19 protein-coding genes and 1 pseudogene are annotated in these 20,203 nt (G+C 54.9%); 10 read left to right on the top strand and 10 right to left on the bottom strand.

All coding sequences use genetic code 11. The features are described 5' to 3' along the window. Nucleotides 1-73 precede the first annotated feature (73 nt). Nucleotides 74-1,762: a long-chain-fatty-acid--CoA ligase FadD2 gene (gene fadD2, locus AOC04_RS14660; protein WP_060694568.1), complete on the top strand. Its 1,689-nt coding sequence runs from the start codon at nucleotides 74-76 to the stop codon at nucleotides 1,760-1,762. Nucleotides 1,763-2,122: 360 nt separating this feature from the next. After that, nucleotides 2,123-3,814 carry a long-chain-fatty-acid--CoA ligase FadD1 gene (gene fadD1, locus AOC04_RS14655; protein WP_060694566.1) on the top strand — a complete coding sequence of 564 codons (1,692 nt, stop codon included), beginning with the start codon at nucleotides 2,123-2,125 and terminating at the stop codon, nucleotides 3,812-3,814. Nucleotides 3,815-3,973: 159 nt separating this feature from the next. Here fadD1 and AOC04_RS14650 read toward each other — a convergent pair whose 3' ends face one another. Beyond that, a complete protein-coding gene (locus tag AOC04_RS14650) occupies nucleotides 3,974-4,354 on the bottom strand; it encodes a hypothetical protein (protein ID WP_003440740.1) in 381 nt (126 codons plus the stop codon). 199 nt (nucleotides 4,355-4,553) lie between these two features. Here AOC04_RS14650 and AOC04_RS14645 point away from each other — a divergent pair, with 199 nt between their 5' ends. The 3 genes from AOC04_RS14645 to def all read left to right on the top strand — a co-directional run bounded on the left by AOC04_RS14645 (nucleotide 4,554) and on the right by def (nucleotide 6,422). Further along, nucleotides 4,554-4,745: a CsbD family protein gene (locus tag AOC04_RS14645; protein WP_060694564.1), complete on the top strand. Its 192-nt coding sequence runs from the start codon at nucleotides 4,554-4,556 to the stop codon at nucleotides 4,743-4,745. Between the two features lie 181 nt (nucleotides 4,746-4,926). Continuing rightward, the gene (locus tag AOC04_RS14640; RefSeq protein WP_060694562.1) at nucleotides 4,927-5,880 is read left to right on the top strand and encodes a YihY/virulence factor BrkB family protein; all 954 of its coding nucleotides are present in this window, start codon (nucleotides 4,927-4,929) and stop codon (nucleotides 5,878-5,880) included. 2 nt (nucleotides 5,881-5,882) lie between these two features. Continuing rightward, nucleotides 5,883-6,422 carry a peptide deformylase gene (def, locus tag AOC04_RS14635; protein WP_060694559.1) on the top strand — a complete coding sequence of 180 codons (540 nt, stop codon included), beginning with the start codon at nucleotides 5,883-5,885 and terminating at the stop codon, nucleotides 6,420-6,422. 70 nt (nucleotides 6,423-6,492) lie between these two features. Here the strand turns inward: def and AOC04_RS14630 are convergent, their stop codons facing one another. Beyond that, nucleotides 6,493-6,897: a GNAT family N-acetyltransferase gene (locus AOC04_RS14630; protein ID WP_060694557.1), complete on the bottom strand. Its 405-nt coding sequence runs from the start codon at nucleotides 6,895-6,897 to the stop codon at nucleotides 6,493-6,495. A gap of 588 nt (nucleotides 6,898-7,485) precedes the next feature. Between AOC04_RS14630 and AOC04_RS24505 the strand changes: the two are divergent. Both AOC04_RS24505 and AOC04_RS24500 read left to right on the top strand, forming a co-directional pair. Then, nucleotides 7,486-8,205 (top strand): annotated as a pseudogene (locus tag AOC04_RS24505) (PAS domain-containing protein); the annotation flags it as partial. A 27-nt stretch (nucleotides 8,206-8,232) separates the two neighbouring features. Beyond that, nucleotides 8,233-8,805: a methyl-accepting chemotaxis protein gene (locus AOC04_RS24500; RefSeq protein ID WP_418054950.1), complete on the top strand. Its 573-nt coding sequence runs from the start codon at nucleotides 8,233-8,235 to the stop codon at nucleotides 8,803-8,805. Nucleotides 8,806-8,858: 53 nt separating this feature from the next. Here AOC04_RS24500 and AOC04_RS14620 read toward each other — a convergent pair whose 3' ends face one another. Further along, nucleotides 8,859-10,298 (bottom strand): MFS transporter, encoded by a 1,440-nt coding sequence (locus AOC04_RS14620; protein ID WP_060694551.1) that lies wholly within the window; start codon nucleotides 10,296-10,298, stop codon nucleotides 8,859-8,861. 151 nt (nucleotides 10,299-10,449) lie between these two features. Further along, a complete protein-coding gene (gntR, locus tag AOC04_RS14615; protein WP_060694549.1) occupies nucleotides 10,450-11,481 on the bottom strand; it encodes an HTH-type transcriptional regulator GntR in 1,032 nt (343 codons plus the stop codon). Nucleotides 11,482-11,709: 228 nt separating this feature from the next. Between gntR and AOC04_RS14610 the strand changes: the two genes are divergently transcribed. After that, the gene (locus tag AOC04_RS14610; protein WP_060694547.1) at nucleotides 11,710-12,243 is read left to right on the top strand and encodes a gluconokinase; all 534 of its coding nucleotides are present in this window, start codon (nucleotides 11,710-11,712) and stop codon (nucleotides 12,241-12,243) included. A gap of 85 nt (nucleotides 12,244-12,328) precedes the next feature. Beyond that, nucleotides 12,329-13,681 (top strand): GntP family permease, encoded by a 1,353-nt coding sequence (locus tag AOC04_RS14605; RefSeq protein WP_060694545.1) that lies wholly within the window; start codon nucleotides 12,329-12,331, stop codon nucleotides 13,679-13,681. 56 nt (nucleotides 13,682-13,737) lie between these two features. On the opposite strand, the gene alaC is transcribed toward AOC04_RS14605, so the two are convergent. Further along, nucleotides 13,738-14,946, bottom strand: a complete 1,209-nt coding sequence (gene alaC / locus AOC04_RS14600) for an alanine transaminase (protein WP_060694543.1) — start codon at nucleotides 14,944-14,946, stop codon at nucleotides 13,738-13,740. A 188-nt stretch (nucleotides 14,947-15,134) separates the two neighbouring features. Between alaC and AOC04_RS14595 the strand changes: the two genes are divergently transcribed. Then, complete coding sequence (locus AOC04_RS14595; protein ID WP_060694541.1) at nucleotides 15,135-15,626, top strand: GyrI-like domain-containing protein; 492 nt, start codon at nucleotides 15,135-15,137, stop codon at nucleotides 15,624-15,626. Here AOC04_RS14595 and AOC04_RS14590 read toward each other — a convergent pair. The 5 genes from AOC04_RS14590 to AOC04_RS14570 all read right to left on the bottom strand — a co-directional run bounded on the left by AOC04_RS14590 (nucleotide 15,610) and on the right by AOC04_RS14570 (nucleotide 20,116). Next, a complete protein-coding gene (locus tag AOC04_RS14590; RefSeq protein WP_082363712.1) occupies nucleotides 15,610-16,179 on the bottom strand; it encodes a GNAT family N-acetyltransferase in 570 nt (189 codons plus the stop codon). The genes AOC04_RS14595 and AOC04_RS14590 overlap by 17 nt on opposite strands. A gap of 114 nt (nucleotides 16,180-16,293) precedes the next feature. After that, nucleotides 16,294-17,082 (bottom strand): methanethiol S-methyltransferase, encoded by a 789-nt coding sequence (gene mddA / locus AOC04_RS14585; protein WP_060694539.1) that lies wholly within the window; start codon nucleotides 17,080-17,082, stop codon nucleotides 16,294-16,296. A gap of 156 nt (nucleotides 17,083-17,238) precedes the next feature. Further along, nucleotides 17,239-18,426, bottom strand: a complete 1,188-nt coding sequence (locus AOC04_RS14580) for a GAF domain-containing sensor histidine kinase (protein ID WP_060694537.1) — start codon at nucleotides 18,424-18,426, stop codon at nucleotides 17,239-17,241. Between the two features lie 153 nt (nucleotides 18,427-18,579). Next, the gene (locus tag AOC04_RS14575) at nucleotides 18,580-18,885 is read right to left on the bottom strand and encodes a PepSY domain-containing protein (RefSeq protein WP_060694535.1); all 306 of its coding nucleotides are present in this window, start codon (nucleotides 18,883-18,885) and stop codon (nucleotides 18,580-18,582) included. 97 nt (nucleotides 18,886-18,982) lie between these two features. Further along, a complete protein-coding gene (locus AOC04_RS14570) occupies nucleotides 18,983-20,116 on the bottom strand; it encodes a glycerophosphodiester phosphodiesterase (RefSeq protein WP_060694533.1) in 1,134 nt (377 codons plus the stop codon). Between the last annotated feature and the right edge of the window lie 87 nt (nucleotides 20,117-20,203).

Below are 20,203 nucleotides of genomic sequence, written 5' to 3'. Positions count from 1 at the left end.
TTAACGTCCGTTAGCTCCGCTTTTCAACGCCCAGAGAAGCGGCCAGACACACTCAGGTACGAGGATAAAAATAATGCAACCTGATTTCTGGAACGACAAACGTCCTGCCGGTGTACCACTGGATATTGATATGACGGCCTTCAGATCGGTCGTAGATGTGTTTGAACGCTCCTGCAAGAAATTTGCAGATCGCCCGGCCTTCAGCAATTTGGGTGTGACCATCACTTATGCCGAACTGGAGCGCTACAGCGCAGCGTTCGCCGGTTATCTGCAAAACTGCACAGACCTCAAGCCCGGCGACCGCATTGCCGTACAAATGCCCAATGTCCTGCAATACCCGATCGCGGTATTTGGTGCGTTGCGTGCAGGCCTGATAGTGGTCAATACCAACCCCCTGTACACCTCGCGCGAGATGCGCCATCAGTTCAAAAGTGCCGGAATCAGGGCACTGGTGTATTTGAATATGTTTGGCAAACGCGTGCAGGAAGTGCTGGCAGATACCGAAATCGATTACCTGATTGAAGCCAAAATGGGCGACATGATGCCGGCAGCCAAAGGCTGGGTCACCAACCTGGTGGTCGACAAGGTCAAAAAGCTGGTGCCGGCCTATCAACTACCCCAGGCCATTGGGTTTAAAAGTGTGTTGCACCGTGGAGCTGGTCAGGTTATCCACCCGGTACCGGTGACACTGGATGATACCGCCGTCATTCAATACACCGGAGGCACGACGGGGCTGCCCAAAGGGGCAATGCTCAGTCATGGCAATCTGGTCGCCAACATGCAGCAGCTCCGCGCTTGCCTTTCCCAACTGGACGAAGATGGTCAACCCTTCCTCAGAGACGGCCGCGAGATCATGGTGGCGCCTTTGCCGCTGTACCATATCTATGCATTCACGGCCAATTGCATGGGGATGATGGTCACTGGTAACCACAACATCCTGATCACCAACCCGCGTGATATCAAAGGTTTCATCAAGGAGTTGAAGAACTGGCGATTCACTGCTTTTCTGGGGCTCAATACCCTGTTTGTCGCGCTCATGGACCACCCGGACTTCAAGAGTGTGGATTTCTCGGGACTTAAAATCACCAATTCGGGCGGCACCGCACTGGTCAGGGCTACGGCTGAGCGTTGGGAAAAACTCACGGGGTGCCGGATCGTAGAGGGCTACGGTCTGACTGAAACTTCGCCTGTGGCCAGCGCCAACCCGTGCGGTTCTCTGGCAAGGCTGGGGACCGTGGGCATGCCTGTTCCGGGCACGGCGATGAAAGTAGTCGGCGATGACGGCAGCGACCTGGGCTTGGGTGAAAGCGGCGAGCTATGTGTCAAAGGCCCGCAGGTCATGAAGGGCTACTGGCAAAATCCGCAGGCAACCGCTGAAGTGCTGGACGCTGAGGGGTGGTTCAGGACGGGGGATATTGCGGTGATTGATCCCGACGGATTTGTGCGCATTGTCGATCGCAAAAAAGACCTGATTATCGTTTCAGGCTTCAATGTGTACCCCAATGAAATCGAAGACATCGTGATGGCCCACCCGAAGGTGGCGAGTTGCGCGGTGATTGGCGTACCTGACGAGCGCACCGGGGAGGCGGTCAAACTGTTTGTGGTCGCGCGCGCAGGCGGGGTTAGTGTTGAAGAACTTCAGGCGTACTGCAAAGAGAACTTCACCGCTTATAAAGTGCCCAAACAGATCGTCTTTCGTGATGCTTTGCCCATGACCGCCGTGGGTAAAATCCTGCGCCGAGAGTTACGTGATAACGCCTGATTCGTTCAGCCTGGCGACAAACGCCCGTTTGCTTTGAGCAAGCGGGCGTTTTTATTCGTCTATAACAAGGTGCAGTGTTTGATTGAAATCCCTGCAAGGTTGGCTGTAATGCCCGGGATAGAGAGGTTTTGGCGGCAATAGAGTTTTTGTACTAATGATGACTTTGGATTGTCCTACAGTCAGGTTTGTGACTCTGGGGGGCATTTTTGGCTCTAGGCGGCCTCTGGCAAAGCTGCTACTCTCGGCGCGCTTTGTGACTTCTCGATAAGTAAAAAGCCAGAATTATCCATTACAAAATCAAACAAATAATAACCGCATAAAATGCGGTGAAGAATTCGCAACGCTGAGGAGCGGGCTTCCATGATTGACGGCTTTTGGAAGGATAAGTACCCAGCTGGGATTGCTGCTGAAATCAACCCGGACGAATACCCTAATATTCAGACGGTGTTGCGCCAATCTTGCCAGCGTTTTGCTGATAAACCAGCCTTTAGCAACCTCGGTAAAACCATCACTTACGGTGAGCTTTACGAGCAGTCTGGTGCTTTTGCTGCCTACCTGCAGCAGCACACCGATCTGCAACCCGGCGACCGGATCGCCGTGCAGTTGCCCAACTTGCTGCAATACCCGATCGCTGTGTTCGGAGCCATCCGCGCCGGCTTGATCGTGGTCAACACCAACCCGCTGTATACCGCGCGGGAAATGGAACACCAGTTTAATGACTCCGGCGCCAAGGCCCTGGTATGCCTGGCGAACATGGCGCACCTGGCCGAAAAGGTCGTGCCGCAGACTTCGATCAAGCATGTGATTGTCACTGAAGTGGCTGACTTGCTATCGCCCTTCAAGCGCGTATTGATCAACAGTGTTATCAAATACGTGAAAAAAATGGTCCCGGCCTATCACTTGCCCAAGGCCATCAAGTTCAATGATGTGCTGAGCAAGGGGCACGGCCAGCCAGTGAACGAGGCCCACCCGGCCAGCAGTGACGTCGCTGTACTGCAATACACTGGCGGTACCACCGGGGTGGCGAAGGGGGCAATGCTGACCCATCGCAACCTGATCGCCAACATGTTGCAGTGCAAGGCGCTGATGGGCTCCAACCTTAATGAAGGTTGTGAAATCCTGATTACGCCATTGCCGCTTTACCACATCTACGCGTTCACCTTTCATTGCATGGCGATGATGCTGCTGGGCAATCACAATGTATTGATCAGCAACCCGCGCGACCTGCCTGCGATGGTTAAAGAACTGTCGAAGTGGAAGTTCACCGGCTTCGTGGGCCTTAACACCCTGTTTATTGCGCTGTGCAACAACGAGGGTTTCCGCAAGCTGGACTTCTCGTCGCTGAAAGTAACGTTGTCGGGCGGAATGGCTTTGCAACTCTCTGTGGCCGAGCGCTGGAAGACTGTAACCGGTTGTGCGATCTGTGAAGGTTACGGCATGACTGAGACCAGCCCGGTGGCCTCGGTCAACCCGATTCAAAACATTCAGATCGGTACTATTGGCATTCCGATGCCTTCGACCCTGTGCAAAGTCATCAACGATGCGGGTGAAGAGCTGCCGCTGGGTGAAGTCGGCGAGCTGTGCATCAAAGGCCCGCAGGTCATGAAAGGGTATTGGGAGCGTCCTGATGCCACCGCCGAGATCATGGACAGCGATGGCTGGTTGAAGTCCGGTGATATCGCGGTTATTCAACCTGATGGCTATATGCGTATTGTTGATCGCAAGAAAGACATGATTCTGGTCTCTGGCTTCAACGTGTACCCGAACGAGCTGGAAGATGTAATGGCCTCCCTGCCTGAGGTGCTTCAATCAGCGGCGATTGGTATTCCAGATGAAAAAACCGGCGAGCTGATCAAGGTGTTTATCGTGGTCAAGCCGGGCATGACCCTGACCAAAGAGCAGGTGATGGCGCATATGCGCGCTAACCTGACCGCTTATAAAGCGCCGAAAATCGTCGAGTTCCGTGACAGTTTGCCGACCACTAACGTAGGCAAAATCCTGCGCCGTGAGTTGCGTGACGAAGAAATGAAGAAGCTGGGCCTTAAAAAGTAAGTTGCTCCGCAAACAACAAAGCCCCTCATTGCGGGGCTTTGTTGTTTTAGCTGGTGTCCGCCACTCTGCAGGAGGGTGCTCGCGATTCAGGCCGCGCAGTGTCTGATCCACTGCATCGATTTCATTGCGAGCAAGAGCGCTCCTGCAGGGTTTGAGTGGTTATTTCTGTAGAAACTGCGAGAAATTGACGCCTGTGCCTGTCGGACGCACATCTTGCAGGAAGGAGTCTTTGTCCGCGCTCAGCTCAAGGCTCATGGTTGGCGTACGCTTGTGCGTCGCGCGTACCACCATACCTTCGCGTTTCTCACGCAGGAATGCAGTCGTTACTTTCAAGTGCAGCAGTTCATCGGTACTTGGGGTGTGCAGCAGCAGATGCACCCATTCGTACTGGCCGACGGCCAGTCGAGCCAGAGGGATATCGAACCACCAGATGTTCTTGTTGGTGTTCAGTGTGGCGAAATGGCAGTTGTTGACGCCAAGCACCGCGCCGCCGAGTTCCTGGTTTCTGCGGGCAATGGCCAGCTTTTTATCGAGTTTCATAACCTTCCTACAATTGCTGATCTTCAGCGCCATAGCCTGAATACGTTGCGCATTCTCGGGGTTAGGCGGCAAACATAAAGCTCAACCTGCGCGGAACGACGAAATGATGGCCTGAAAATAAATGAAACTCTCTTGGTGGCGGACGAGTCAATGATTTTGTCGATGTAATGACATCCGAAATTTCATCAGGAGAAATCCCATGAGCAGCACTGGCGATAAGATCAAAGGCAAAGCGAACGAAGCGGTAGGTAATGTCAAACAAGCAGTCGGTAAAGCGACCGACAATGACAAGCTACGTACTGAAGGTAAGGCTCAAGAGCTCAAAGGCGAAGGCCAGCAGGCTGTAGGCAAAGTGAAAGATACGGTCAAGAAAACCGTAGACAAGGCCTGACAGGCTAATTGCATGAGGCGCGTCGGGCGCCTGTTGCGAAATGAACGGCCATCCTGGTGATGGCCGTTTTTGCATAAGTGTTTCCAAAGTCGCCAACGCGGCTACATTTGAGGTACAACCCCTACCTTAAGCTGTTGGCTGGCTTGTAGAACTCAATTTCCAAGCGGCGAAAGGAGACGCTATGTTTTTCCCGGTCTTGAATGGCCTGCCGATAGGCAAAGTCCTGATCCGTACGGTAAAGGAGTTTATCGACGACGAAATGTCGACCTACGCCTCGGCGCTGGCCTATCAAATGCTGTTTTCGTTATTTCCCTTCATTCTGTTTTTGATTGCCTTGATCGGCTTCCTGCATCTGCCCGACTTTTTCACCTGGTTGCGACTGCAATCCGAACTGGTACTGCCGCCCCAGGCGCTGGAGCAGGTCAACCCGGTCATTGATCAGTTGCAGCAGTCCAAGGGCGGATTGCTGTCGGTGGGTATCGTCATTGCCTTGTGGACCGCTTCGGCCGGTGTACGGCTAATGATGAGCGCGATGAATGCTGCCTACGATGTAGTCGAAGGCCGGCCGATCTGGAAGCGCTTTCCGCTGTCGATTTTTTACACCATCGGTATTGCCGGCATGCTACTGGCGGCTGCCGCGTTGATGGTACTCGGGCCGCAGGTCATGAGCTGGCTGGCAGGGCAGGTGGGGCTCGAAGATTTCGTTGTGACGCTATGGACCATCCTGCGTTGGCCCGTGATCGTATTGCTGATGATGGTGGCGGTGGCGGTGATGTATTACGTGATGCCGGATGTGGAGCAAAAATTCCGTTTCATCACCCCAGGCTCGGTGCTGGCGGTGGTGGTGTGGATCGTTGCTTCGTTGGGCTTTGCCTTTTATGTCAAAACCTTTGCTGACTACAACGCCATGTATGGCAGCATCGGTGCGATCATCGTGCTGTTGCTGTACTTCTACATTTCCGCCGCGGTGTTGCTGCTGGGGGCTGAAATGAACGCCGTGATCGAGCACATGTCGGCAGAGGGCAAGGATCCGGGCGAAAAAACCTTCGATGGATCCGACGACCCTGATCCCAAGCAACACGTCTCCGGGCTGGGGCGTGACCATTCCATTCCATCCACTCCAGATGAAGCCTGACTATGATTCGTGAAATTCTGAAAATGGGCGATGAGCGTTTACTGCGTGTCGCTCAGCCTGTACCGGAGCACATGTTCGATACCCCGGAACTCTGGCAGTTACTGGACGACATGTTGCAAACCATGGAGCACGCGGGGGGTGTCGGGCTGGCGGCTCCGCAGATTGGCGTTGACCTGCAAATGGTGGTCTTCGGTTTCGAGCACAGCGAACGCTACCCGGATGCTGAAGCTGTACCACAAACCATCCTGATCAATCCGTTGATCACCCCGCTCAGTCCTGCGCTTGAAGAAGATTGGGAAGGCTGCCTGTCGGTGCCTGGTTTGCGCGGGACAGTCGAGCGTTTTCAAAAGATCCGTTACGAAGGCTTCACGCCTAAAGGTGAACCGATCGTACGTGTGGCAGAAGGTTTTCATGCGCGAGTGGTGCAGCATGAATGCGACCACCTGATCGGTCGTCTGTATCCGTCGCGCATCAAGGACTTCAGCAAATTTGGTTTTATTGAAGTCTTGTTTCCTGATCTGGAGCCGGGCGCCGGAGAATAACTGCCCTACCTTGTAGGAGCGAGCTCTTTGAAAGCGCTTCGAAAAGCTCGCTCCTGCAGGGGCATCGGGTTCAACGGCACATCGCTATCATCGCCTTGTTGCGTTGATAGCGGACCAGCCGCTCATGCAGGGCATGCGGCAAGTCGACATCCAGCCCGAACCCCAGCTTTTCATAGAACCCTTGCAGTTCGGGGTCGCAGAACAACCAGACCGTCCCTTCGCACGATGAAATTGCCGCGTTGACCAGTGCTGGCGCTATGCCTTGCCCGCGCACTGCCGGATCGACAAACAGGCCGGTCAACCAGTAGCCACTGGCCATAGGCCGAAGGCATAACCCGGCGATGATCTGTTCCTGGCGGGCTACCCACAATTGAGCGTCCTTGCTCGCTTTCATCGACGATTGGTGAGCGCGGTAAAACTTGTTCATCAAAGGCCACAGCGGCGCTTCGAGCAAAGAATAAGTAATGGCAGTCATAAGTCCACAGGCTTGAACAGGGGGCGCCAGTATAAACAATTGAGGGCTTACTTATTAAACCTTGGCTGTTGCCGCTTATTGGCAATTAAAAGGCTTTATTTGTCGTGGTTTTCTGAATAAAGGATTTTAAATATTAGTTAGCCATGGATCGGTGTTATACCTGTGGCCACACCCCTGAACAGTTGAGCGCTTAAAATGGCCAAAGGTATGGATTCAAAGAAAGCCGCGAAGAAGAAACCGGCTAAAACAGCCGATGAGAAACGCGCAGACAAGAAAACCAAAAAATCCGAAGTCGGATTGTTTGGCCACTGAGTGATTGACAGGGGCCCGTAGACCGGGCTCCTTCTGTTTTAAATTCCCGCATCGTCCAATTGGATCATTTTTCACCCGTGAGCGCTTTGTCGCAGGCTGGTGGCGATTTGCTTGCACGCTTTATTTGGTTGGCTATGCTTCAGGTCTTGGGGCCGAGCAACTCTATCTAACATCCCCGAAGTGCGAACGACTCTATATTAAGGGCTACAGACACAGTCATTGTTGTGTCTTGACGCGTTTGAATTATCAATAGAAAGCATCTTTCGGGATTTCGCCATGTTCAATTTGCACCGCAAAGCCGATCTGCTCGAGAACCAGCGCCTTAGCGGTTCTCTGGATGATATCAAGGCCAAATTGATGGCCGTTGATCGCTCCATGGCAATGATCGAGTTCACGCCCGAAGGTGTCATTCTGGATGCCAACGAAAACTTCTGTCGCGTCATGGGCTACTCAGCCGACGAGATTCGCGGAAAACATCACCGACTTTTTTGTGAGCCGGACTATCTGCGGGGTCAAGAGTACGCGCAGTTCTGGAGCGGACTTGCGAGCGGTGTACCCGTGAGTGGCACTTTCTTGCGGCTTGATAAAGCCGGTCGCGAGATTTGGCTCGAAGCCAGTTATATGCCGATTACAGGCCAGAATCGTGAAGTTGTCCGGGTATTGAAAGTGGCTTGCGACATTACCGAACGAATCAATAAAGAGCATGAAAACCAAAGTATTGTGAATGCGTTGAGCCGCGCCATGGCGATGGTTGAATTCTCTCCCGACGGTCATGTCATGAGCGCCAACCAGAACTTTCTCGACACCATGCATTACTCATTGGCTGAGATTGTAGGCCAGCATCACAGCATGTTTTGCCTGCGCAGTGAGAGTGAGTCAGCCGGGTATAAAGCATTTTGGGCCTCTCTGAACCGTGGCGAATATCATTCCAGGCGCTTTGAACGGGTTGATAAATACGGTCATACGGTTTTCCTGGAGGCGTCCTACAACCCGATTTTTGATGCCAAGGGTCGACTGTATAAAGTGGTGAAGTTCGCCAGCGACATCACCGCTCAAGTGATCAGCCTGCAAACCGCCGCTGAATCGGCCCACAGCACCTCGGTACAAAACGACGCCTGTGCACAGAAGGGCTCGCAGGTGGTTCAGCAAACCGTACAGATCATCGAAGCCATCTCCAAAGATCTCAATGAAGCCGCGCAAAGCATTGATGCCGTGAGCAAGCAGTCCGACATCATTGGCAAAATCGTGCAGACCATTCGCGGTATTGCCGACCAGACCAATCTATTGGCACTCAATGCTGCGATTGAAGCGGCCAGGGCTGGCGAGCACGGACGGGGCTTTGCAGTGGTGGCCGATGAGGTCAGAAGCCTGGCGGCACGTACCAGCGCGGCAACGGTGGAAATTGTCGAGGTGGTACGCAAGAACCATGATTTGTCACTGAGCGCGGTGAACAGCATGCAGTCGAGCCTGAGCCGGACTGGGCTGGGGGTTTCGCTGGCGAACGAGGCTGGCGAAGCGATTCTGGAGATCCAGCAGGGCTCCAGGCATGTGGTTGATGCCATCAGCCAGTTCAATTCGACCTTGCAGTTGCACTAAAGCCCAATCACTCCCTCGATTGCTGCGTACTCGCTGCCCAAGCCCTATGGCTCTTAGCGATGGGCAATGTTCTCCAGCGCCAGGTTGCGGGTGCGCGGGCCAAAACCGCCGATGGTGATCATCACGATGAGCATGCTGCTGACGATGAACGCCAAAACTCCCGGGGTGCCGAAGTGCTCCAGGAAAATACCGACCAACAAGCTGCTGAATACAGTGGACAGACGGCTGAAGGAATAGCAAAAGCCGACGGCGCGCGCCCGGATGTTGGTGGGGAAAAGTTCGCTTTGATAGGAGTGATAGCTGAAGCTCAGCCATGCGTTACAGAAGGTGATCATCACCCCACAAAAGACCAGGCCCAAGGCGCTGGTCTGAAACGCAAACAAGGTGCCGAAAATCATGGCTCCCAGTGCCGAGCCGACAATCTGCCATTTGTTTTCAAAGCGGTTGGCGAAGCGCATGAACAGCAGCGGCCCCAGAGGGTAGGCCAGGGTAATGATGAAGGCATACATCAAGCTGTGGGTGACGCTGACCCCCTGACCTGAAATCAATGCGGGCAACCAGTTGCCGAACCCGAAAAACCCGATGGCCTGAAATACGTGGAACACGATCAGCATGATGGCGCGTCGGCGGTACGGCGGTTTCCAGATATCGGCAAAGCGCCCTTCACCCTCAAGGTTCACGGGTTCGGGCTCTGGAATATCCAATGGTTTTTTATGATCGCGCAGGCAGCGCGATTCCAGGTCACCCAGGATTTTATTGGCCTCTTCAAAGCGACCCTTTTGCGCGAGCCAGCGTGGGGACTCAGGCAGGCTTGAGCGTAACCACCAGATAAACAGCGCAAACACGGCACTGGCCAATACCACCCAACGCCAGCCCGAAATTCCAAACGGCGCCTGTGGTACCAGCCACCAGGACATCAATGCCACCGCCGGTACTGACAAGAACTGGATAAAGAACGCAAAGGCAAAAGCAGAACTGCGCATGCGCTTGGGCACCAGTTCTGACAGGTAGGCGTCAATCGTGACCAGCTCAATCCCCAGGCCAATGCCCACCAGGAAACGCATGAGGATGATACCCAGTGCCGAACTCTGAACGCCCATCAAAACAGTGGCGATGGTGTACCAGATCAAGGCGAAGGTGAAAATGGCGCGCCGTCCGAAGCGGTCGGCCAAGGGGCTGAGCATGCTGGCGCCAAGGAACAGGCCAAGAAAAGTGGCCGAGGCGAAAGCGGCCTGATCCGAAAAGCCGAACACCCCTTGTGCCCCCGTCGCGAAAATACCGTCGCGAATCAGGCCCGGGCTTATATAGGCCGTCTGGAACAGGTCATAAAGCTCAAAAAATCCGCCTATTGAAAGCAGGGCTACTAATTTCCAGACACTGGCCACGGCAGGCAGGCGATCAATGCGTGCGCTGATCCAGGCCGCACGGGAAGGATCAATTCCGTCCGCTGGCGACGCTGGTCCGGCAGTGTAGGTAGAGGAGACTTCAGGCATTGGCGAACTACCCTTTCTATAAGTCAGAAAGGGTAGTTCGCTTACTAAGGTTATTGCTTGTTAAGTTTGGGCCTGGACTGGAGAAATACAGCGTCTTGTTGCCATAAGTGGTTACAAATTAGTGCTCTATGCTGCGACTGCTTTACCGGACCTAAGTACTTTCACGCACCATCAAGTCAAAGCCCATGTCCTGGACCGGATTGGCGACCCGGTTTCCTGCCATCAAAGTGAGCATCTGCTCGGCGGCGTGACGGCCAATGGCTTCTCGCGGTGTGCGAATGCTGCTGAGGCGCGGCACCATAAACTCGGAGGAGGGCAGATCGTTGAATCCCAGGATGGCAATTTGCTCGGGGATTTTAATGCCGATGCGCGCGGCTTCCAGCAGGGCGCCCTGTGCCAGGTCGTCATTGCCGAAAAATATGGCATCCACTTGTGGATGGTTGGCCAGCAACTGCAAAAACATTTCGCCGCCCAGGCCGACAGAGGAGGGGCGAGGCGTCAGCATTTCAAGATCGGGGTTGTACAGGCCGGCTTGCTGCAAGGCAAGGCGATACCCTTCGCCGCGCAACAGAGTGCGCTGGTCAAGCTGTGCACCTATATAGGCCAGGCGACGACGCCCGCGTGAAATCAAGTGGTGTGCAGCGGTCTCTCCGGCTTTTATCTGTGAAAAGCCTACGCAATTGAGGCCTGCAGCGGCGTCCAGTTCCATCATGTATACGCAGGGCACATTGCTGTTCTCGATCATCCGGCGCGAGCTTTCGGAACGATCAAAACCTGTCAGCAATAACCCCCGTGGCTGGTAGGACATGTAGTTGCGCAGCAGGTTTTCTTCTTCGTCCCGGGAGTAGTGAAAGTTGCCGATCAGCACTTCAAAGCCCTTGGGCCGCAAGACGGAATGAATAGCTTCGAGCGTGTCGATAAACAGCAGGTTGGACAGTGATGGCACCAGTACCACCACGGAATGGCTCTGCGCCGAGGCCAGCGCCCGTGCCGCCGGATTGACCACATAGTTCAGTTCGTCGGCAGCCTTGCGCACCTTTTCAGCAAGCTCAGTGGCCACACTGCTGATCCCACGCAGGGCCCGCGAGGCGGTAATCGGGCTGACGCCGGCAAGGCGGGCGACTTCATTAAGGGTGGGGCGACCCGTGGTTCGGGTGTTTTTATCGTTTTTAAAGGAGGTCATCGGGCGGCTTGCCAAACAAAAAACAAGTCACTAAGGTAGCGCTGTCCTGGGATCCCCGCAATTGCCTGATTGCGCCCGGGGCAGTTACCCCAGCTTTGTATGTCGAGAGCGCCACCGCGTCTCCCCATAAAAACGAGAAATAGACGTCGGTAGCCTAGGCTTTGTGCTTTGCTTTCAACTATTGAACGCATCAACAAAGACAGCGCTGTCTACGGACTGAGGTGTTTCATGAGTCAACCTATCACTGCCCTGGTCATCATGGGTGTTGCCGGCTGCGGCAAGTCCAGCGTGAGCCAGGCCTTGTGCCAGCTTAATGGTGCGACCCCGATTGAAGGCGATGCGTTTCACCCTGCGGCCAACATTGAAAAGATGAGTGCCGGTATCCCCTTGACCGATGAAGACCGTGCCGGCTGGCTCGACAGCCTGTGTCAAGAACTGCGTCGTGCTGTTGCCAAGGGCCAGCGTCCGGTGCTGACCTGTTCGGCCCTCAAGCTGCGTTATCGCGAGCGCTTGCGCAGTGCTGTCGACGGTCTGGGCTTTGTGTTTCTGGAGCTGACACCTGAGGTGGCCGCTGATCGTGTGGCTCATCGTCCGGGGCACTTTATGCCCAAGACCCTGATCGACAGTCAGTTCGCGACGCTTGAATCGCCCGCCGATGAGCCTCTGGTGCTGACATTGAATGCTGCACAGATGGACATCGACCAGTTGGCACACGCTGCCCGTGACTGGTGGTGTGAGCAGTCGGTGTTGGTAACCTCATGATTTTGTTGCAGACAGACAGCGCTATCCGCCTCGGCAATGGCAGCACACACGTACTTGATAACAACAACAAGTCAGGAGACGCCCCATGCTAGGCATGTCCCACAACACCTTTCTGCTGCTTGATGCAGTGGTGACCATTATCGGGCTGATCGTATTGATCACCCGATTCAAGCTGCACCCCTTTATTGCCTTGATTATTGCCTCTGCGTTTCTGGGCCTGACTGCCGGCATGCCTGCCAACCTGATCATCAAATCGTTCCAGGATGGTTTTGGCGGCGTGCTGGGCTTTGTCGGGATCATCCTGGCGCTGGGCACCATGCTTGGCAAAATGATGGCTGACTCCGGCGGTGCTGACCAGATTGCCCGTACGCTGATCCGTGCATTCGGCAAGGAGCGGGTGCAGTGGGCAATGATGTTTGCCGCGTTTTTGGTCGGTATTCCGCTGTTTTTCGAGATCGGTTTTGTATTGCTGATCCCGCTGGTATTTATTGTCGCGCGCCGTACCGGGGTTTCGATCATTAAAATCGGTATCCCGCTGCTCGCCGGTTTGTCGGCAGTACACGGTCTGGTACCGCCGCACCCGGGGCCGTTGCTGGCCATCGGTGTATTCGGTGCCGATATCGGTAAAACCATCCTGTATGGCCTGATCGTAGCCTTGCCGACGGCCATCATTGCCGGCCCGATCTACGGTACTTTCATCGCCAAATACATTCCCGGCAACCCGTCTCAGGAGTTGATGGACCAACTGGCGAGCGAGCCTGAATCCAGCAGTCTGCCGAGCTTTAGCATCACCTTGATCACCGTGCTGTTGCCGGTATTCCTGATGTTGCTCAAGACGTTCGCGGACGTTGCGTTGCCGGACGGTAACTTCTTCCGTAGCTGGATGGACATGATCGGTCACCCGATCAGTGCCCTGTTGCTGGCATTGCTGTTGGCGCTGTACACCTTCGGCGCCCGGCAGGGTATCGACTCCAAGCGCATTCTGAAGTTGCTCGACGCGAGTCTGGCTCCTACCGCAGCGATCATTCTGATCATTGGTGCGGGCGGCGGCTTCAAGCAAATGCTGGTAGCCAGCGGTGTGGGTGATGTAATCGGCCACATGGCGGTCAACGCGCAAATTTCGCCGATCCTGCTGGCGTGGCTGGTGGCAGCGGTCATCCGTGTTGCAACCGGCTCTGCAACGGTCGCGACTATTACCGGGGCGGGGATTGTGTTGCCGGTGGTGGACCTGATTCCAGGTGTGAACCGTGAATTGCTGGTACTGGCAACAGGTGCCGGCTCGTTGATTTTGTCTCACGTCAACGATGCGGGTTTCTGGCTGGTGAAGCAGTACTTCAACATGACCGTGGCTGAAACCTTCAAGACCTGGACAGCGATGGAAACCATCCTGTCGATCGTAGCCTTGGTCTTTATCCTGCTGCTGTCGCTGGTGGTTTAAGCCCCTCTGAGTGTGCGGGAGCGAGCAATTTCGCTCCCGCAAACAGACGGCAAGACTTAACTCGCGCTCAAACCGTCGGCCCTGAACATCGTGCGAATACCGCGCAGGGCCTGCCGGATGCGGTCCTGGTTTTCAATCAGGGCAAAACGCACATGGTCATCGCCATACTCACCAAATCCTACGCCTGGTGAGACACATACTTTGGCGTCCGCCAGCAGTTTTTTGGCAAATTCCAGCGAGCCCATGTGCGCATAGGCCTGGGGAATCTTGGCCCAGACATACATCGATGCTTTCGGGTTTTCGACCATCCATCCCAGTTCGTGCAGGCCTTTGACCAGGACGTTACGGCGTTGACGGTACTGTTCGGCGATATCTTTCACGCATTGCTGGTCGCCTTCGAGCGCGGCAATTGCTGCAACTTGCAGCGGGGTGAACGTACCGTAGTCGTGATAGCTCTTGATCCGCGCCAAAGCGTTGACCAGCTCCGCATTGCCCACCATAAAACCGATACGCCAGCCTGCCATGTTGTAGCTTTTTGACAGGGTGAAGAACTCCACCGCGATGTCCTTGGCGCCGGGCACTTGCATGATCGAGGGGGCTTTCCAGCCGTCATAAACAATGTCGGCATAGGCCAGGTCGTGAACCACCAGCACATCGTATTGCTTGGCCAGGGCCACCACGCGCTCGAAGAAATCCAGTTCTACACACTGCGCCGTCGGGTTGGACGGGAACCCCAGAATCATCATCTTGGGTTTGGGGATCGAGCCGCGAATGGCTTTTTCCAGCTCGGCAAAAAAGTCCACGCCCGGGATCAGCGGCACCGAACGCACCTGGGCGCCGGCAATCACGGCACCATAAATGTGGATCGGATAGCTGGGGTTCGGCACCAGTACCGTGTCGCCCTGATCCAGGGTGGCGAGCATCAAATGCGCCAGGCCTTCCTTGGAGCCGATGGTGACAATGGCTTCGTGTTCAGGGTCGATTTCAACGTTGTATCGGTCGGCATACCAGCGGGAAATTGCCCGGCGCAAACGTGGGATACCGCGGGAAGTCGAGTAGCCGTGGGTGTCCTCACGCTGTGCGACGGTGCAGAGCTTTTCGACTATATGCGGTGGCGTCGGGCCGTCAGGGTTGCCCATGCTGAAATCGATAATGTCTTCGCCACGCCGGCGTGCCGCCATTTTTAGCTCGGCAGTGATATTGAAAACATAAGGGGGAAGTCGATCTATGCGCGCAAAGCGACGCGGCGAACGTGGTTCGGCCATGTGTGCCTCTGATACGTAAGCGCCCGGAACCGTCCGAGCGACGTGGACCACTGCGGTGGTCCGGGCGGAACAATAAAGGGGCTGATGGCCTTTTGTCCAGATACAAGTTTTTGGCGCCTTAACACCCCTGTTTTTTTGTTCCTATACTGAACAGCTATGCTGCCTACTTACTCAATGAGCACGCTCTTATGGACCAAACACCGAAGTTTGAATTGCCAGCGCCGCGATTTGCCAAAGGCCATTTTCAATTGATTGCCGGTCTGGGCGGGCGCTTTACTCAGGAGAACGCTGACCGGATTCCGCAATTATGGGAACAGTTCGTACCAGAGATACCTAATATTCCCTGCAAGATCGGCGAAGAAACCTATGGTGTCTGCTGTAATCCGGACGGCCACGGTGGCTTCGAATATATCGCCGGGGTTGCCATCAGCAAGCTTGATGACTTGCCTGAATGCTATCGCTGGATTGAGCTGCAAGAACAGGATTACGCCGTTTTTGAACATAGAGGTTCATTGGCCAATCTGAGCCAGACCTTTCAGGCGATCTGGAACGACTGGTTACCCCAATCTGCTTATGAGGCAGCGGATGCACCTGAATTTGAGCGTTACAGTGCTGACTTCAACCCGAACACCCGTGCCGGGCTGCTGGAAATCTGGTTGCCGGTCAAACCGCGGGTTTAGCGCCTGGTTGTGAGCCAGCGTCGCGGCCACCCTCAAACGCCAGACCCTGGCACGCTTGCGGATGCTCGCCGTGAGTAGCGCCAAGGGGCATTACCAAACGCCGTTCACCACGATATGCCTCGCCGCATTCTCTCCAGCCCTGGCTCAGGTAAAAGGCCAGGGCGCCGGTGTTAAAAGGGCTGACTGAGAGCATCAACTGACGAATCTCGGGCCATAACTGAGACACGGCCCGGGGCAGTTCGCGCAGGCAGGCTTTACCCAGCCCCTGGCCTTGCATCCGTTTGTCCACCTGCAGTGCGTGCAAGGTGGCGCTCTCAGCTTCAGCCCAATGGGCCAAAAATGGTTGGCGCTTGAGCAGTAAAAAAGCCACTGGTCGCTCATCTGCCAACAGAACGAAGGCTTTTATCCCCGGGTGGGGCCTGGCGGGCAGCGAATGCAAGGCAGACTCGATGTTGCCCGAGAAGGCGATTTGTTCGGTATGAACTTCAAGCGCCTGCAATTGCTCGCGTTGGCCGGGGGTGAGGTTTTCATGGGCACAGAGTCGGGTGTTCATGCTGAGGTTCTGTTGCAGCGTTATGGGGGCCACTGAACCCTTGGTTCAGTGGCCGTTTGAACAGCTCGCCAGTGTCTACCCATCTGTTGCTCAAATACAGAAATTATCCGGATATCAGTCTTGAGAGCCGGCCTTTCGCCGTGGAAAGGGCAGCAACATGCCGACGGTTTTTTGATAGTGGCGGTATTTTTCTCCAAACAACTCCACCAGGTCTTTTTCTTCCAGATGCGTGCCAATCACGATGTAAAGCGTGCTGGTCAGGGCGAATACCAGGTGCCCGACAGTCATGTTGGGTGTGGCCCAGAAAGAGATCAAAAACCCCAGGTAAATCGGGTGGCGGACGACTTTATAGAGCAGAGGCGTTTTGAAGGTACAGTCCACGGTTTTTTGCTGGCGCAATGCCTCAAAGGCCTGCTTCACTCCGAATAGCTCAAAGTGACTGATCAGCACGGTGGCGAGGAACAGGATGCCCCATCCTAGCCAGAACAGGCCGCTGAGCACCCCTTTGCCCACCGGCGACTTGACCTCCCAGACGATGATGTCGATCGGCTGCCACCACCAGCACATCAATGCCAGAACCACACTGGAAGCCAGTACATAGGTGGCACGTTCAATCGCTGGCGGGATGAAGTTTTGCCACCAGTTTTTGAAGCTTTTGCGGGCCATGCAGCTGTGTTGTATGGCAAACAGGCTGATCAACAAGACGTCGACGAGCAGTGCCCACGGCCAAGTGAGGCCCGAACCTGAGTCAATATTTTTGTGGACCCCGACATTGCCCAAAAAGCCTATGAAATACAGAAAAGTCAGCAGGAAAAACAGGTAGCTGAACAGGCTGTAGAGCAGGCAGGCAATTTTTTTCGGATGACTGAGCGGGCGGGATTTCAGTTCGGTTCTGGTTAGCATGAACGACTCCTTTCGAGCATGACAAAACAGGGCTTCATATTTTCCACTGCTACCTTAGTTCACGTCAGCGAAGTGGACCGCACCAGTGGTCGGTGCAAAAAAACGCTCCTCATCCCATGCGTAATGCGAGCAGTCGGTTGCGGGTCCAACCGGCCTTCAATGCCCGGGCTGCGACGCAAATCTGAAGGTAAAGACCGTGCCCTGCTGTTCACTCGAAACCACGTCGACTTGGCCGCCGTGGGACAAGGCAATCTGGCTGGCAATGTACAGGCCCAGGCCAAGACCGGCCTGGGGCATGTCGCTAGGGGGGCGGGAGTAGGGCTGGAACAGGTTGGGTATGACGTCTGCCGGGATGGGCGGGCCCTGGTTGGTGACGCTGAGGGTAAACACCCCGTTAATGCACAGGGCATCGACTCGAACAGGGTCGGTGGCTGATCCATGGGTGATGGCATTGGCCAGCAGGTTGGACAGCAGTTGTGCCAAACGGCCGCTGTCACATTCAATGTGCTCGAATGTTTTTATCGTCGACAGAATCTGGCGGTGGGGGTGAACGCTTTGTACTTCCGAAATGACATGCCTTAACACCTTGTCGAGATCGGAACATTTGCGCAAGGTTAAAGGAATTCCGCTACCGAGGCGCCCCCGGGCGAAGTCCAGCACATCCTCAACCAGTTGAGAGGCGCGATTGCCGCAGCTCAGAATATGTTGCACCAGGCCGTCGGTTTGCGGGTCGGGGTGCTTACGCAGTACCCGCTCGGCGGCGGTGGTAATAGCGAATAACGGGTTGCGCAAATCATGGCCGATGACGGCAATGAACTGTTCGCGCAACTCTGCATTCTCGCGCTCCTTGATCAATTCGATTTCTGTGCGCTGCAAGTTTTCTTCGGCTTCAATTTGCAGCGAGAGCAGGCGCGCAAAGGACTCCATCGTGGATTGTATGGGGCTGTCTTTAAGACTTGCAGGTTCAGGGTCCAGCGCGCAGAGGGTGCCGAAAAAAGCACCGTCGGTGCGAAATACCGGAATCGTAATGTAACTCTCGAAACGATACATTTTTGGCGTGTGATGGCTTTGATACAACGGATCTGTGCTGGCCTGGTCGATTACGATCGGCAGATGTGAGGTCATGGTTTCAAAGCACAAGGTGCTGACCAGGTCTAGCTCCCCGCCGGCCTGCAAACCAAACCCCAGGTTGTCGAGCACCGCGCAGGCGGTCCAGGTTTGCTGGGTGACACGAGCAACGGCGGCAAAGCGCATGCCTGTCATCTCCGTGATGACTTGAAGTATTGCCGGCACGGCACTGATCCGGTCAATTGTCGCGATATCGGCAGCCGTGCTTCGCCCCATGGAAGATACTCTCGCAGGAAAAAGCTGATTTTAGCCAGAACCATTGCGACCGGTACAAATGCATACTGTTTTTGTGTGGCGTACTTGCAGAGTAATAGCCAATAAAAAACCGCGCCGCTCATGATGAGGGGCGCGGTTTTTTAAACATGCAACTTAAGTATCTTGTTTGTCTTGCAGCACCTCAGCGGTTTTAGCATCCAGGTCTACATCCCACTTGATGCCCTTGCTGTCGCGCAATTCAACTTCATAAACCAGTTTGCCGTAGGAATGATCCAGTTCGGTGTCGACAATAGTTGCGCCCGGGTGTTTATCCAGCGCGGCCTGGTTCAACTTCTCAAACGAGCTGATCTCGCCCGACTTGAGCAGGCCAGGAATATGGTCAGGGCGGACATCAGCCTGGGCTATGCCGGCAGTCAGGATCAGGGCAGTAGCGGTGAGCATTACGTTAAGTGTTTTCATGTTTAATCCCTTTTGGGTCAACTGTTTAAGTGGGATTAGATTAACCATGGCAACTTAACTCACCCTTAATTTTCGCCCTGTTCCTGAATGTCGAATCTCAGTAGCCGTTTTGCTCCAGTAGTTGATTGACGCTCTTTGCCGCCGGGCGCTGGTAGTACTTGAGCAGTTCGCTGGCACGGTTAGTGAAAATGCCGTCGACGCCGGCGTCCGTTGCCTTCTTGAAATCCACCGGCTCATCAAGGGTGTAGACATGTACCAGCAGGCCTTTGTCATGGGTGGCCTTGTTCATCCAGGGCTGTATCAGGTCGAAATAGCTCTGGGCGCCACCGTGGGTCAGGGCTGCTGACGGGCCAGTACCGATGGCGCCGTTGGCTTTGGCAACGTCCAGCCAGTGCAGGAACTCGTCTTTGTCCTTGGGCTGCAGTTTTGCGTAATACGCTGCTTTGTCCTTCTCGCCGGAGTCGGCAAAACTGACGCCGGAACTGGCTGCCATGCCACCTTCGCCGATCCAGAGCAGCAGGATTTTTGGCGTGTCAGGCATCTCTTTTTGCAGTAATTCAAGGCTGTTTTTTTCAAAGGTTTGCAGAATCACGCGACCTTTGCCTTCGCCTGTTTGAGGTGCAACGTTGCCGGCAGTGGTTGTGACGGGTTTTAGCCATCCGCGTTCGGTCAGCTTGTTTTTCAGGTCACGCTCAATACCCGGAAACTGCTTGGGCTCTTTGGTCTCGATGTATAACCCGGGCTTGTGTTGCGGGTTGCCCTGGGCAATATCGATAATTTCGTCCAGCGTCAGGATTGGCAGCCCGACGAAGGAAGGGCGGGCACGCTGCGGGTAGGCCTGGTTGAACCAGCTCCCGGCATCCAGTGTTTTAAGTTCTGCCAGGGTGAAGGCGCTGGCCGGACTGTCTTTGCGCTCCGGGAATTTTTTCGCTACGTCCGTGGTGCGCAACAAGCCGTTGTCATGTAGCGCAAACAACACACCGTCTTTACTGCGCTGCAGATCCATCTCCAGGTAGTCGGCGCCCAGATCCCGGGCAAGCTTGTAGGACGCCGCAGTAGACTCCGGTGCGTCGAAAGATGCCCCACGATGGGCGATGACTGCCGGATGAGGGATGCCTTGAGCGCTGGCCACAGCTGCTTCGGGTGCGTTCGATGCGTTGGCGGCGTATGCGCCACCCATTCCTAGTAGCAAGCTCAGCAGCAGGGTGCTTTTGGAAAAAGTAACAGGCATTGTTGAGGTCCTTGGTATTAGAAAAGTTGTGCAGTACTCTTGGTTCTATCAGCGTCCCCGGCAGAGGGATGCGTGTTCAATCTTGCG

The organism is Pseudomonas versuta (assembly GCF_001294575.1).
Taxonomy (GTDB): domain Bacteria; phylum Pseudomonadota; class Gammaproteobacteria; order Pseudomonadales; family Pseudomonadaceae; genus Aquipseudomonas; species Aquipseudomonas versuta.
Note: the sequence above shows the minus strand (reverse complement) of the source record. Positions and strands in the feature narration are given on the sequence as shown.